The 14,962-nt window shown below is 35.9% G+C and carries 15 protein-coding genes; 3 read left to right on the forward strand and 12 right to left on the reverse strand.

Annotated elements, in window-relative coordinates; genetic code table 11:
• Position 1 precedes the first annotated feature (1 nt).
• The 3 genes from G626_RS0109650 to G626_RS16125 all read right to left on the reverse strand — a co-directional run bounded on the left by G626_RS0109650 (position 2) and on the right by G626_RS16125 (position 2,669).
• A complete protein-coding gene (locus tag G626_RS0109650) occupies positions 2 to 1,027 on the reverse strand; it encodes a type II TA system antitoxin MqsA family protein (protein WP_022932582.1) in 1,026 nt (341 codons plus the stop codon).
• Between the two features lie 132 nt (positions 1,028 to 1,159).
• Complete coding sequence (locus G626_RS16120; RefSeq protein WP_022932583.1) at positions 1,160 to 2,272, reverse strand: mannose-1-phosphate guanylyltransferase/mannose-6-phosphate isomerase; 1,113 nt, start codon at positions 2,270 to 2,272, stop codon at positions 1,160 to 1,162.
• A gap of 100 nt (positions 2,273 to 2,372) precedes the next feature.
• Positions 2,373 to 2,669, reverse strand: a complete 297-nt coding sequence (locus tag G626_RS16125; protein WP_022932584.1) for an STAS-like domain-containing protein — start codon at positions 2,667 to 2,669, stop codon at positions 2,373 to 2,375.
• A gap of 113 nt (positions 2,670 to 2,782) precedes the next feature.
• Here G626_RS16125 and G626_RS0109665 point away from each other — a divergent pair, with 113 nt between their 5' ends.
• Positions 2,783 to 3,676 carry an aldose epimerase family protein gene (locus G626_RS0109665; RefSeq protein ID WP_022932585.1) on the forward strand — a complete coding sequence of 298 codons (894 nt, stop codon included), beginning with the start codon at positions 2,783 to 2,785 and terminating at the stop codon, positions 3,674 to 3,676.
• 230 nt (positions 3,677 to 3,906) lie between these two features.
• Here the strand turns inward: G626_RS0109665 and G626_RS0109670 are convergent, their stop codons facing one another.
• Positions 3,907 to 4,719 carry an ATP-binding protein gene (locus G626_RS0109670; protein WP_022932586.1) on the reverse strand — a complete coding sequence of 271 codons (813 nt, stop codon included), beginning with the start codon at positions 4,717 to 4,719 and terminating at the stop codon, positions 3,907 to 3,909.
• Positions 4,720 to 4,723: 4 nt separating this feature from the next.
• A complete protein-coding gene (gene istA, locus G626_RS0109675; RefSeq protein WP_022932587.1) occupies positions 4,724 to 6,019 on the reverse strand; it encodes an IS21 family transposase in 1,296 nt (431 codons plus the stop codon).
• A gap of 193 nt (positions 6,020 to 6,212) precedes the next feature.
• On the opposite strand from istA, the gene G626_RS0109680 reads away from it, so the two are divergent.
• On the forward strand, positions 6,213 to 6,422 hold the full coding sequence (locus G626_RS0109680) for a type II toxin-antitoxin system HicA family toxin (protein ID WP_027727100.1): 210 nt from the start codon (positions 6,213 to 6,215) through the stop codon (positions 6,420 to 6,422).
• Between the two features lies 1 nt (position 6,423).
• Positions 6,424 to 6,825, forward strand: coding sequence for a type II toxin-antitoxin system HicB family antitoxin (locus tag G626_RS0109685; protein WP_022932589.1), 402 nt, complete (start codon positions 6,424 to 6,426; stop codon positions 6,823 to 6,825).
• Between the two features lie 230 nt (positions 6,826 to 7,055).
• Here the strand turns inward: G626_RS0109685 and G626_RS16130 are convergent, their stop codons facing one another.
• The 7 genes from G626_RS16130 to gmhB all read right to left on the reverse strand — a co-directional run bounded on the left by G626_RS16130 (position 7,056) and on the right by gmhB (position 14,961).
• Positions 7,056 to 8,114, reverse strand: a complete 1,059-nt coding sequence (locus G626_RS16130) for a mannose-1-phosphate guanylyltransferase/mannose-6-phosphate isomerase (RefSeq protein ID WP_022932590.1) — start codon at positions 8,112 to 8,114, stop codon at positions 7,056 to 7,058.
• Positions 8,115 to 8,280: 166 nt separating this feature from the next.
• The gene (locus G626_RS0109695; protein WP_022932591.1) at positions 8,281 to 9,276 is read right to left on the reverse strand and encodes a hypothetical protein; all 996 of its coding nucleotides are present in this window, start codon (positions 9,274 to 9,276) and stop codon (positions 8,281 to 8,283) included.
• Complete coding sequence (locus tag G626_RS0109700) at positions 9,273 to 10,406, reverse strand: NAD-dependent epimerase/dehydratase family protein (protein ID WP_022932592.1); 1,134 nt, start codon at positions 10,404 to 10,406, stop codon at positions 9,273 to 9,275. Before G626_RS0109700 ends, G626_RS0109695 begins: the two co-directional genes overlap by 4 nt.
• A complete protein-coding gene (locus G626_RS0109705; protein ID WP_022932593.1) occupies positions 10,407 to 11,243 on the reverse strand; it encodes an NAD-dependent epimerase/dehydratase family protein in 837 nt (278 codons plus the stop codon).
• A 318-nt stretch (positions 11,244 to 11,561) separates the two neighbouring features.
• Entirely contained in the window at positions 11,562 to 12,668 is a 1,107-nt protein-coding gene (locus G626_RS0109710) for a glycosyltransferase (protein ID WP_022932594.1), read from the reverse strand.
• Between the two features lie 17 nt (positions 12,669 to 12,685).
• Complete coding sequence (locus tag G626_RS0109715; RefSeq protein WP_022932595.1) at positions 12,686 to 13,627, reverse strand: acyltransferase family protein; 942 nt, start codon at positions 13,625 to 13,627, stop codon at positions 12,686 to 12,688.
• A complete protein-coding gene (gmhB, locus tag G626_RS0109720; RefSeq protein WP_022932596.1) occupies positions 13,624 to 14,961 on the reverse strand; it encodes a D-glycero-beta-D-manno-heptose 1,7-bisphosphate 7-phosphatase in 1,338 nt (445 codons plus the stop codon). The genes G626_RS0109715 and gmhB overlap by 4 nt, the downstream gene beginning before the upstream one ends.
• Position 14,962: the final 1 nt, after the last annotated feature.

A 14,962-nucleotide genomic window follows, 5' to 3' on the forward strand; every position in this document is an offset into this window, starting at 1 on the left:
ATTACCACTCAATAAATTCTGCATAAGCATAGGAAATAATATCACCTTGTTTTGTTTCTTTATAGCCTCGCTCATTATGCGAATAGTCTGCAATCTGTTTAGATCCGAATAAAGCAAACTTTTTTAAGACCTCATCCAGAACAGCCAACTCCTGCGGAGTAAGCATAGACTCAATAGTAGATTTTCCAGCCTTAAGAACATGCTTCTCGTAACCATTCTCGAGCTGTTCAAACTCAGAAACAACAATTCCTCTTTTTTCCAGCATTCCATATAAAATTGAATATTGATCTGGAACCGGACCATACGGAAGATGCACATAACGCGTTCCTGTCAGCGAAACCCCGTTCTGCTTGAAAAAAAGCATATCTGTATAATTAAGGAGTTTATTTAATTTTACAATAAGCAGTTCAGGTAGCTTATCAATAAAATACAAGACACATGAGGCGAACTTGTCAAAATCGAACTCTTTATAACCATTATCCAATGACAATTCAGCAGGAAAGAGAGTAGAAATATAACCATAATCAAAATCGTCTGAATTATCATTATTCAGTAAGGCAATACGCTGCTTCAAGTTTTTTAATTGATTTTCATCAAGCATAATCTCGTTTTGTTTTAAAAACTCACTCATATTCTGAGGATGCTGCAGAAACAATAAAAGACTATTGTGTGCTCGACTTTGCACAGAACCAGCCTCGTATCGGCGAATAGTTTTATCTCCCCAGTCAAGAAGTTTTGCAAAGGCACGCTGACTTAAACCATATTGTTCTCGTATTTCAATTATTTGTTTAGCTGTCAGTAATTTATGTTTCTTTCTATACAGATTCTGAGCCATTAAAAGATTTTTAGAATCAAGTTCTTCATTAAATAACTCGGTTCCACAGTTTTTACATACAGCCACAGAAGCCTGTATTTCCACCTGCTCTCCATATACCGGGAATAATTCTGTTTTTTTTACAACATCATAGTCGGCCATTACATTACAATGTTCACAAAAGCATTTCAATGAATTGAGTTTACCAGGCACAAGTATTACTCCTTTTGCAAAGAAGATTATAAATCATAATATTACACTTGTCAAATATATGCGGTAATATTACCGCATATATTTAGTAAAAAAAAACTCTCGAAAAAAAACGAGAGTCTTTTATACAGGTAATTAATTATTCCGGCTTTTAATAATCTCAGCAATCTTCTTCACATCCTGGATTTTGCCTTTGGCTGCGACAAGAAGAGCGTCGTCGCTGTCTACGATTACAAGATCATCAAGGCCTATAGTGGCAATGGTGCGCTTGCCGCCTCTTATGTAGGAAGAGGTGGTATCGAGAGTAATTACATCGGCCCCTTTTATAACATTCTGATTTTCGTCTTTTTTGCTGATGTCATAAAGAGCAGACCAGGAACCAACGTCATCCCAGCCGGCGTTGAGTTTTACTACCCGGCCTTTTGTAGTTTTTTCCATAACGGCATAGTCGATTGAATCGCCTTTAATTTTTCCAAAGGCTTCTGCATTAAGACGGATAAAATCTGTATCAACAGCAGCCTTTTCAAAAGCTTCTATCGAGAGCGCTGCCATTTCAGGATTATATTTTTTCAGTTCTTCAAGGAAAGTTGAAGCCTTAAAAACAAACATACCGCTGTTCCAGGCATATTCGCCGCTGGCAAGATATTCCTGAGCCTTTTCAAGACAAGGTTTTTCTACAAACTTTTCAAGAGTAAAAGCACCGTCAACACAACCGGTCTCTGAGCCTGTCGAAGAGGCAGCCTTTACATAGCCATAACCAGTAGCAGGGAAAGTCGGTACAATACCAAAGGTAACAAGATAACCTTTTTCTGCATTAGCAGCCGCAGCCTTAACAGCATTTTGAAAAGCCTGTACATCAGCAATTACATGGTCACTAGGAAGGACAATTACTACCGCATCCGGATCCTGTTTCATCGCCGCACAGCAGGCAGCCGCAATAGCCGGCGCCGTATTCTTAGCCATAGGCTCAAGAAGAATGACCGGCTTTCCAGTGTCATTCTCCGGCTTGACCGGGGAATCCATCTCATCTAAAACCTCCCCAATCTGCTGAGCAACCATAAAGCGGTGCCCTTCTCCGCAGGAAATTACAGGAGAACCCAGCTCAAGCCCTTTAAGGCGCAGAAGAGTCTCCTGAATCATAGTTCTATCAGAAACCAAAGGCAAAAACTGTTTCGGATGATCGCCCCAGCTCAAAGGCCAGAGACGAGTTCCGGCTCCACCGGATAAAATAATTGGAATTAGTGTCATAATATAATCTCCATAAAGGGAGGAGCCCCTCCCTCGCTCGCACTACGTTGCTCGCTACCCACCCAACGGGGAGATCCCCGTAACGCCCCCGGGCAGTAAACTAGTCTCTTCTATACTTACTTACATCCACAGGTTCAAGGACCGTTTTTAGAGAAGCTTTAACGGATGGGTTTTCTGTATTGATAAAAGACAAAGAATTCTTATGCAGATTTTTGAAGCCACTTATAAACTCATCAGCCCAGGAAGGAGCCAGAACTTTTACATCTGCAAAATCAAAAATAACTTCTTCTGCCTCATTAAGAGAATTAAACAAATGCGACTCTGCAAGCAAGAATGCATCTTTACCAGCGGGCCGGCCCATTAACATATCACCAAATTTGATTATCTGAACAGTCATAGAATCATACTAACATTATTTAAGTAAATAATACAGTATTATTACTATGACAGCCTCTTTCCTTGCCCAACCCTCGCATACAAACTATAATATGTTCATCAGGAGTAAAACCAATGACCATAAAACTCGAAAATCCAACCTTCACAGCAGAAATAAACACAAAAGGCGCAGAGCTGCAGAACCTTGTGCGCAAGAGCGATAAGAAAGATATAATCTGGCAGGGAGATAAAAGTGTGTGGGGAAATCACGCGCCAATACTCTTTCCTTTTGTAGCAAGATGCCTTGGCGGCTACTTTATAATAGACGGGAAAAAGTGCGAATACAACCGCAACCACGGCTTTGCCCGCGACCTGGAATGGCAGTGTACAGCACAAAGCAAAGACAGCGCCACCTTCGAGCTTACACAAAGCGACGAAACACTTTACCGCTTTCCATATTCCTTCATTTTGAAAACAGAATACAAACTCACAGACAAAGGAATAGACTGGAAGATTAGCGTAAAAAACACAGACACAAAAGCCTTCAAATTCAGTACAGGTACCCACGCCGCATTCAGCCTCAACGGCAGCCCGGCAGAAGACTTTGTAATCGAGTTCGAAAAGAAAGAGCCACTAACAGCAGTAGTCTGCACACCGGAATGCTACCTGCAGACAGATAAAGAAGGAAAAGCCCCTCTAACAAAAAGCTACGGAGAAAAAGAAGCCGGCATCATCCCGGTAACAAGCGCAGGCTTTGGCAACGGCCACCTTTTTACAAATACAAACTCAGACTGGGTAGGCCTAAGAAATCTCAAAGACAATTCAATTATCAAAATCCAGACAAAAGGCTTCCCATATTGCATGATCTGGCAGAACACCTCCGGCAGCCCACAGTTCGTATGCCTCGAACCATGGCATGGCCTCACAGACGCAGAAAACACAGACCATAACTGGAATAACAAAATTGGACTGATCGATTTAGCAGCAGGAAAAGAATTCAGCTGCGAACAGAATATTTGGGTGGAATAGACAGAAAATAATTTTAAGGGAGGCGCCCCTCCCTACGCGCCCACTTCGTTGGTCGCTACCCACCCTGCGGGGGACACCCCCGCAACGCCCCCGAGACATATTTCGTTAAAAAAATTAGCTCCCGACGCTAACTCTTATTAGAGTTCACCGAAATTAGCCATCAAAAGTCCAGCAAAAATAACCAATAAAAAGTTCAAGAGAAAAGACCAGAAACTCAATCTCTCTAATACTTATTTTACTGCTGGCAGTTCAGCATTGGTAGCCTTTCCGCGAATAGTTGTTAGTGAATAAGATTCACATTCCTTTCCGCGGTAACTGTTTCCTCTCAAATTGAAAATCAGAGCATCATCAAAGATTCTGTCCAATGCACAAAGCAAGGAATCATCTTCACTAAAATTCTGTTTCCATTGAGAGGGCTGCTTGTTGCTAGTAAAAATCATTGTGTAAGGGCCTTCTTTGTTATACCTGCGGTCAATCAGGTCAAAGAACATTCTTGTGTTTTCTTTATCAAAAACACAATGGCCAACTTCATCAATAATCAAACAGGAAGGCTTTACAAGATTTGTTATAACTCTTCCGGTTCTACCATATGCACGAGCCTGGGTGAACATGTCATTCAACTCAGACATTTTTATAAAATACGTCTTGAGTTTATGCTGACAGCATTCATATCCATAAGCCATAGCTATATGAGTTTTACCAGTTCCGGCAGGTCCAATTAATGCAACATTCTTATGCGAGTACAATGTAGAAAGTGACTGCAGTCCTTCAAGCTGACTGACATTCTTCCCATGGACCTGTGAGAAATCAAAGTTAGCAAATGTCCTCGGAGATTTCAGAGGAAGTTTACTTAATCTTAGCATCATTTGAATTGAAGCTTCATTATTTCGCTTTTCAAGAAAAGCAAACATCCTTAATACGGCATCAATATCCTTGTTTGAGAATTCATTATCAAGCATATAAGCCGATAATTCTTCTTCTGTCATTTTTACTTTAAGACTGGTAAAGCAGTTCATAATTAAGTTAAGTTTAGTATCATTCATATCATCACTCGAAATTAAATTTATTGAATCCGTCAGCAGCTTCTTCTTCAATAGCCTGCTGAACAATTGCCTTTACAGGTGCTGTAGGGAACTCTTCCGGCTGCATATCTGTTACATACTGATCTTTACAGAAGGAATCCTTGCGGCTCCATGTAACATTGTGTGTAACAAGACATTTTGTCATATCATCAGAATAAATAGAAAGAATTCTGTCTGTCCTATTTACCCTTACAATACTTTGTCCGTAAGAATAAGGAACTCCGAATCTTCGTCCTTCATAAGTAACGAAGCCGTCAAAACTTATTCTGCGTTCCGGGAACAGATACAGAAGGATCGCCGGCTCTTTTTTCAAGGGCAAACAAACTTTCCGGCATTTATCCTGATGTGTTACCACAGGGAAACCTTCAATTTCCTTTCTGTAAATGCTGTTCTTATCATTACACCATTGCAGTGCCTGTTCATTAAGGTCTGTAACGTTTACAAACTGGCGGCCTGCTATAAAGTTTTCCTTTACAAATCTCACAAGCCTTTCCACTTTGCCTTTTGTAAATGGATGCCGCGGCTTGCAGAGTTTTGTTTCAAAACCGATAGCTTTCATAAATGATTCATAATCATGATTCCATACAGGCTTGCCTTCAAAATCCCTTTTTATAACTACAGATTTCATGTTATCTGTAAGGACTTTTTGAGGAATTCCCATATATTGAAATGCATGAATCATTCCAATGAAAAGATTTTCCTGTTTTGCATTAGGAAAGAACTCTATATATTTCATTCCACAGTGATGACAGATAATTGCAAAGCATGCAGTTTGGTATTCAAAGCCTGAATAATCCCGCACTTTTATAAATCCCCAATCCATTTGAAAAGATTCGCCAGGATTTGTAAAATACCTTAACCCACGACTTCCTTGCGGCTGAATAGCATACCTTACTGGTGGCAGAAGCGTTTTGTTTGCATTTATATAACGCTTTACTCCACTAAGGCTGCCTTTATAGCCGACTTCCTGAAGTCTTTCAAAAATGACTGATGAGTTTTTGACTCCCTGTCGTAACAGATTGTTTGCAACTGACTCATAACCTGTCATTACTGTTTTTACAGACTTTCGGCCGGTTAGTGCATGGGGCATGTCTTTGAAATTGTTTGATTTTAATCTTCGGAGTTTTGCCCGGCTGATTCCGGTTCTCCGTTGTAACTCTGCAAGATTTATAGCTGATGGATCAAATTCTTCACCTTGTTCCATCTTCATATCTTGCAGCGCTTGTGCTAAACTGACATGTAAGTCATTATCATTTTTCATATTCCTCCCTGACTGAGTTTCTGGTCGAATATCAGTTTAGAGAGTTTTCTTGAATTTGATAATGGCTTTTTTATTTGAACTAAATATTGGCGATTTTCACTGGACTTAGGTGTGGCTGAAATCAGCGAACTCTAACACTCTATTATTTTTCTTAAAATTTGACAACACAATATAAATGTTGTATATTTTTTTTATGGGATATACGGCAAAGCAAATAATGAAGATTCTTAAAGCTAACGGTTGGAAGAAGGTAAGAATCGAAAGTTCTCATCATATTTTTGAAAAGAGAGGCTTTGACCGTCCAGTTCCTGTTCCATTACATGGAAATAAAGATTTAGGTATTTTTGGAAATAAAATACTTAAAGAAGCAGGAATCAATCCTAAAACTCTTAAGGAGGAATAAAATGACTTATAACTGTACAATCGAAAAACAGGAAGATGGTATTTATGTTGCGCAGTTTCCTGATATGACTAATATTTTAACCTGTGGGTATTCTCATGAAGAAGCGTTAAAAATGGCTGAAGAAGCCTTGAATGGAGTGTTATCTGTTGATTTAGATCACGGGCACCCTATTGCCGAACCCAAATATACAGGCGGATACCCAATAGAAGTTTCTCCTAAAGTTGCATTTGCAATTGAACTCCGTAAGGCACGGGCAAATAAAACTCAAAAAGAGGTGGCTGAAAAAGCAGGAATGAGCTATCAGCAGTATCAACGTTTGGAGAATCCTCATAAAACAAATCCAACACTTGAAACACTTTATAAGCTGCAGAAAGTGTTTAACAGACCATTTTTGGCACTTTAAAATTGCAAAACTCCATCAGATAACCGATGGAGTTTGTTTTGATTTTGTCGAAAAACAACTTTTTGTTGGTCTTATATACTTGAAAAATTAATTTCCGCATACCCTTTGAAAACTGCTTTGCCATAATTATTCGGTAGAATAAAATGGTTACCTTTTGTAAAGGTATGATTATCAAGGTTAGAGTTCGACGATTTCAACCTGTGGCTAATTCAGGCGAGCTCTAATTCTACTTAGTTTGTTCGACTTTTAATAATCTCAGCCACCTTTTTTACATCCTGAATCTTGCCCTTTGCGGCAATAAGAAGTGAGTCATCGCTATCAACAATTACGACATCATCAAGACCAATAGTTACAATTGTGCGTTTACCGCCTCTGATGTAAGAGCTTGTTGTATCAAGTGTAATTACATCATCTCCCTTTATAACATTCTGATTTTCATCCTTCTTGCTGATATCGTAGAGTGCGCTCCAGGAACCTACATCATCCCAGCCGGCATTCAGTTTTACAACCTTACCCTTTGTGGTCTTTTCCATAACGGCATAGTCAATTGAGTCGCCTTTGATTTTTCCAAAGGCTTCCTTGTTTAGGCGGATAAAGTCAGTATCAACTACAGCTTTTTCAAAGGCTTCTATTGAAAGAGCGGCCATTTCAGGACTGTGAGTCTTAAGTTCATCAAGGAAAGTGCCTGCCTTAAACACAAACATACCACTGTTCCATGCATATTCACCGCTGGCAAGATATTCCTGAGCTTTTTCAAGACAAGGTTTTTCTACAAAGCGTTCCAAAGTATATGCTCCATCTGTTTCGGCACCAGCAGCCTTAACATAACCGTATCCTGTTGCCGGGAAAGTAGGAACAATACCAAATGTAACGAGCTCACCTTTTTCTGCATTGAAGGCAGCTGCTTTTACAGCATTCTGGAAGGCTGGAACATCTGCAATAACGTGGTCGCTTGGAAGAACTACAACAACAGCATCCTTATCCTGCTTCATTGCAGCACAACATGCAGCGGCAATTGCAGGAGCAGTATTTTTAGCCATCGGTTCAAGAATGATTGTCGGCTTTTTGTCACTAACTTCACCAATCTGCTGAGCGACCATAAAACGATGGCCCTCTCCACAAGAAATAATAGGACTTCCGAGATCAAGCCCCTTAAGACGAAGTAAAGTTTCCTGAATCATAGTACGCTCACTTACGAGCGGTAAAAACTGTTTTGGATGATCGCCCCAGGAAAGAGGCCAGAGACGAGTTCCAGCCCCGCCACTTAAAATAATTGGAATGATTGTCATAATAAAATCCTTACAAAAAAGGCTGTCCTATGAAACAGCCTAAATTCCTCTAAAAGTGAGATTTAATTCGTATAGGTTTGGTTCTTATCGTTTATCAAAAATTCACTTTTTCCGACTATCGCTGCCAAAAATGAGTATTTTTTACCAAACACTACCAACAGATACATTAAATATTATTAAACACCTCTTTTATCCATTCAGAAAGCATATACTTTTTATATATTTCTTCTGAAACTGGTTCAAAATTCTCATTTACAAGACTTTTATCAACACAAACCTTTTTTCTATCTATTATTATTTGATTTCTTGGATTATAGAAATCATATTCCTCTATATTTTCATTTGTTGTTAGTATTTTTTTATGAGCCCCTAACATTTCTATGGTTCTCATTGTTAAACCCCTTTGTTTTGGGTGATTGATATCTATTATATATTTTGAGTTTCCTACAATTGAAGTTATTTTTTCTTTAGTTAGTGATTCTGTATGTACTAATCCAAATTTTCGTAATCTTCGAAAATTAAAATCAGTAATTGTTCTAAGGAACAACATTAATTTCCCAGGAACATAAACATAATAATAGTATTTCAAATTCTTTAAATTAAACTCAACTCGTAGTTTATTTAAGATTTTAGCACGATCACTATGTGCAGTTCCAATAAATGTGAAATCAAATTCTTTTTTTTCTGGTGCAAGATTTTTTTCAAAAGACTTAATGAAAAAAAGAGGCCGAAAAATGAATCCATATTTTTTACAATCTACATGATCAAACGAAAGTTTTTTATCAAATAAATAAAGTATTGTTTTTATTTTTTTATTTTCTAAAGAATCCCACATATACAGGATTAATTTTGCCATTGGATATATCTTTCTCAAATAGAGAATGGCATTCTTTGTTACAGCTTCTGGATTTACAAATAAAATATAGTCTGGATAAAAGTTATTATTTTCTTTAGCAACATGTGTATAATAACGATAAATTCGATTTGCCATTAAAAAATGAGCTTTTCTGAGTAAGACTTTTTCTATAGAAGAAGGGTTATTACGTTCATCATATAAATGAACGATAGCCCCTTGCTTTTCCATTTCCTCTTTTATTGAAATTTCATAATTGAAGAATTTTGGAGCAAAGAAGAGAACTTTCTTTCCTTCTAATGAACTCATTTATATAACCCCTTCTTCTTCATTTCATCAAGAGATTTTTTATAATTATCCTCTTCTATCGGCTGTGTCAATACCCATTCACAGAATTTCTTCAACCCTTCCTCAAAACTAAACTTTGGCTCATATCCCAAAATGTTTTGAGCAAGAGAAATATCTGCGTAATTATGACGGATATCCCCTAACCTAAAGTTTCCTGAAACATTGATATTACTTTCAGAGTTATAAAACTCTTTTAAATATTTAGCAACAGTCATTACGTCAACAGCCTTACCAGTTCCTACATTAAAGGCTTTATATGCACATTTGTCATTTTCAATAGCAAGAATAGTTGCATCAGCGACATCGTCTATGTAAACGAAATCACGACTTTCAGTTCCGTCCTCAAAGATATTAATGTCATGATTCTGACGAAGACTGTTACTAAAAATTGAAAGAATTCCTGTATACGGATTCTTAAGACTTTGACCTGGTCCATATACATTCTGGTAACGGAAACTTACAGAAGGTATTCCAAGAGATTTACATACAGTATGAACAAGTTCTCCTTGTACCTGTTTTGTAATTCCATAAACAGAAGTAGGATGAATTAAACAATCTTCGCTTGTCTTTACAAGTTCTGCATTTGCACCACATTTCGGACACTTAACATTAAAGTCCCCTGAAAGCATATCTTTTTCTTCACGAGCAATAGGATATACAGTTCCACATTTAGGACAGTTATAAGTTCCTTCTCCATAAATTGCACGACTTTCAGCAACAATGACTTTCTTTATGTTATGCTTTTCATTTGCAAGGATATCAAGAAGCAGCGCTGTTCCCCCAATGTTTGTATTACAATATTTGTAAATCTCATACATCGACTGACCAGTCCCTGTTTCTGCAGCCAAATGAATAACAGCATCCTGTTCTAAAAGTGCTTTTTGCCAATCTTCTCGACTTGTTACTGTTCCACGTATAAAGTTTACTTTTCCCTTTATTCTATTATACAATTCTGATTCATCAGGATTTTTTCCGTGAATTTGTTCAGTAAGACAATCTAGAACAGTTACATTATAACCTTGTTCCAAAAGTTTCAACGCAATAGTACTACCGATAAAACCTGCACCACCAGTTATAAGAATATTTTTCATTTATTTACCTTCGTTTTGCTCTAAAATTTTCTGAATTTTTGAATTATCTCCCCAAACAGCAAGAGAATCATAAGGTCTATCAGGAAATGCTCCATAGTTCAGTTTAATCTTATAATTATTATCTTTTATAAAACGCTCTACTCGACTAGCCAAAGATTCTGGAATACCAGAGCAACAGTTAATAATACCAAGGACTTCATTGTTGATTATGACATTAGCAATCTGTTTACAGAACTCATCATAATCAATAAAATCATATTGGTTTCTACCAGTTGTAAATGGAAACTCTGTCTTCCCTTCTTTTTCCGCTGCTGTTATCTTTGAAAATATCGACGCACCTTTTTCAGAGTTTCCAACTATATAGTAACCACGGATCCACTGAAACATTGTGTTTTTCTGTTTACATACAAGTTCCAATGCTTCCCGAAGTGCATTCTTAGAAATACCATAAAGAGACATCGGATTACAAGGAGTATCTTCTCTTATTCGACCTTCCCAGAATCCAATTTCATGCATAGACCCAAGAGCAACAATTTTCTTTACACCAGATTCTGCCATTTTGGAAAGGAACTTATAATGATTTGGAAGATCTTCTAAATGTGTATCAGAGTTGTGCACAAAACCATTTCTCCATGCCAAATGAAGTACTACATCGGGCTCTTCAAAATATTCAAAAGGTTTTTCAAGTCCAAAAATATCTCCAGCGATTGTTTTTGATCTTGTATCAATACCATCAACAATAAAATCTGTGGCAATTACATCTTGTTTTAATTGCAATAATGCCTTTACCACACCTGTCCCAATATAGCCATTAGCTCCAGTTACAAGAATTTTCATTTTCAACTCTTTAAATAGATTTAATTATAATATACGTATATAACGTTATTTTTTTCTTACATAATAACGTCTGCATAGTTTATGTTTCTTATGATTTACAAAATTGAGTTTTTAAGCAAAACATTTTGAACCCATCTTATAAAACGCTACAATTATACATAAAAACATCGCTTTTAAATAAACAAATTTTTATTTAATACTTTCAATAGTTAAAAGCATATATATTTTTCCAGTGCAAAGAAGATCTATTTTCTTTTCCACTATACACTTTAACTTCGTAATATATGTGAATTTTTTTTCAGGTTTTATGAAATACAATTATAAAATTTTTTTGAATAATTCTTTCCATGAAGAACAAAAGGGCTCATCACATTCCAGTTTAGGAATTGCAGTAAAATGTTTTGAATTATCATTTCTAATAACAGATTCCATTATAGCTGCAAGTTGTTTTGAATCTCTAGGATCAAAAAAAATTACCTTTTCAGCCCCATTTGCCGCTTCACGAGCATATGGCAAGTCTGAAAGGATCATCTTCTTATTATATAGCTTGAATTCTGAAATTGGTAAGCCCCAAGTTTCTAAAAGACTTGGAAAAATAAGTACTTCTGAAGTTTGGTAGTATTCTTCACACTTTTCTCTGGAAATAAGTCCTATAAAATGTAAATGTGAATTATACCTAAACTTTTGAACAACTTTTTGACTATAAGAATTTTCCGTTCCATCTATTGTTAGATATATATTCCAGTTATTATCAGGTAATTTATTACTTAAAATCTCAGCAGCTTCACATATAACTTCAAAATTCTTAAATTCACGCGGAAATGCATTATAAAAAAATTGATTTTTTCTTAATTCATTCTCACTGAAAATTTCTTTTTTTTCGAATTCTGGATACGCAACAATAATTTTACTTTTACTTACTCTACATAGTTTTGAAATTTTTTCTCTAAACCAATACTGTTGTACAATTACAGCCGTATTTCTATGTACATTAATCTTATATATGTATTTATAAAACAGAACAAAAAGCTGAAACTTCAAACTTAATTGCATTCCTTCCTTTTTTTTTTGAAAAAATGGTGATGGATTATGCATATAAACATATTGTTTTTTTGTTATAACAAAAGGAGTCATATCTTGTAAAGAAATCCAAATACAAGGTTTCAATTTCAAAGAAATAAAATAAAAATAAAAATATTCATACATTATTCTGAATATCCAACTTTTCTTAGATAATGGATATGCTATATATTCAATATTACTATATTTAGGTAATAGGTCCATTGAATGCACTAATACTTTTATTTTATATTTTTCAGTAAAATTATTTAAAGAAAGTTCTTGTACACATTTCTTTAATATAGACAAAGTTCCTCCCTCGACAAGATTTATAGCGGATATAACTATTGTATTTGTATAATTCATATTTTTCCTTTTTTACCCTAATTTCCAAACAAAAATATATATACCATTATTATAGGGTAGTGAATTAGATATAACCAATAAGAAAAATCATAACATTCAGTAAAAATATATAACGGCCTAGCTTTCAAGGCTACCCACATAATAATAACACCAAGGGTTATTGGTTCAAAAATAGCACAACAATAGTTATTTCTTAAAAGATAACAAACACAAAAAATGGGAATCGCTATTATGACAACTTTATTAATAACACAAAGTATCTTCTCATAATAGAAAAAGAAAAGCATTCCTGTTGCAAAATAACTCATAAAAGCAGGAAGTTGATTTTCTATACTTGAGGGTAGATGATATTTGTCAACCAAGATTGGAATCAAAACAACATATGAAACTGAGAGTAAATACACAATGGATAAAATCATTAAACATCTATATTTTTCTAAATTAACTTCTTCAGTTTTACCAAAACATAAAAACAATATAAAAGGAAGAATAATATAAAAACCAAGTTCTATCTTTATGGTCCATAAGGAACCGTTTACAGGCGCCCCCTTAAATACACCAGGTAAATCTGGATGAATAAAATTCAATGTTGATATGTTTGCAATAAGATATTTAAGAAAACCAGAATCTGTAAAATAAGAAATTGTATCAAGAGAACTCATAAAAACCAACAATATTGCTGTTACAAAAACGACAGTCAAATAGGCTGGAAATATTTTTTTAATTCTTTTATTATAAAACTCAAAAATAGACTTTGATGTAAAAAAACTTCTGGTTACCCAAAAGCCACTAAGAAAGAAGAAAATATTTACTGCTATCCCCCTTAGTTCAAGACATGGCAAAGCATAATTTGTTAGAACAACAAAATGTTCATAAACAACAATTAGAGCAGAGATTATACGTATTGCAGTAAATGCGTTCTTTCTAGGAATGTTTGGTAACGATATATTATAATTCATTTTAAGATATTATTTACTACTTCATTCAAAGAAGTATTCTGATTTATAAGAATACTTCTTTTACAAGAAATATTTTCCCCTGCCTTCACATCATTCTCACTATCACCAATCATATAGCTCTGTGTAAGGTCAATATTAAAGTCTATCGATGCCTGTAAAAATAAGCCAGTCTTTGGCTTTCTACAGATACAGTCACATTTATATTCAGGGCGTTCTCCTGGAAAGCCTTTATCTGTATGATGAGGGCAGAAATAAAGACCATCTATAAAGGCTCCTTCTTTTCCAAGTTCTGTCTCCATTTTTGTATGAATTTCTGCAAGTTCTTCAAATGTACAATCACCGCGAGCAATTACAGGCTGGTTTGTAACAACAATTGCAAGATAGCCTGATTTATTAATTTTTTTTATCGCATCTGCAACACCAGGAATCAATTCAAATTGTTCTGGTTTTGTAATAAAACCATTTGACTTATTGATTGTACCATCTCGATCCAAGAAGATTGCCTTCTGTTTCTGGCTGAGGTTTCTTGCATGAACCTTACCGCTTTTAATGTCTGCTTCAGTTTCATAATAGCGATCTGGAGTTCCCATGTCCTTGATGTATTCAGGAGTTTCGTATGCAAAGATCTTTCCAGATTTGATATTGGGTTTTAGAACATCACGATCAAGATCGATTTTATCTGGAGTTTCAGGATGACGTGGAACAAAGTTTTTCATTGTTTCACGCAATAACTCTGGCGAGATAAGTTGAAGACCTGCATTTACTAGATTTTTGTAATAAAGTCGTTCATCTTCCTTTGCCATCCACTTTATAACACGATTTGTTTTTACAGGCATTCCCCCATTTTCCGCAGGTGGTAAAACTTCAGTTACTAAAACTGATGAGTCATAAGGATGTCCGTTAGGATGAGCCATAAGGCTTGCCCAAGATTTATGTTCTTTATGGAAGGCAATAAATCGATTAAAGTCTATGTCAAAAATTACATCACCGCACAAAAGAAGAAAGTCATCATCTAGTACAGTTGTAGTCTGGATATCATCGCAGGCACGCCCATCAAGCATTTTGAAAAGTGCGCCGGCAGTTCCAAGCGGATGATCTTCTGTAAAATAATTGATATTTACACCGAACCTTGAACCGTCACCAAAATATTCTTTGATTACATGTCCAAGGTGGCCGACACCAATTGTAATGTCGGTAAGTCCGCAGGCTTTGAGATTTTCAATCTGATACTGCAGAATCGGTTTTCCGCAAATTTCAATCATGGGCTTGGGAACATCGGCACGAACCGACTGAATACGAGTTCCCATTCCACCAGCCATTATTACTACTTTCATT

Source organism: Treponema bryantii NK4A124, assembly GCF_000421345.1.
In the GTDB taxonomy this organism is placed as follows: Bacteria; Spirochaetota; Spirochaetia; order Treponematales; family Treponemataceae; genus Treponema_D; species Treponema_D bryantii_B.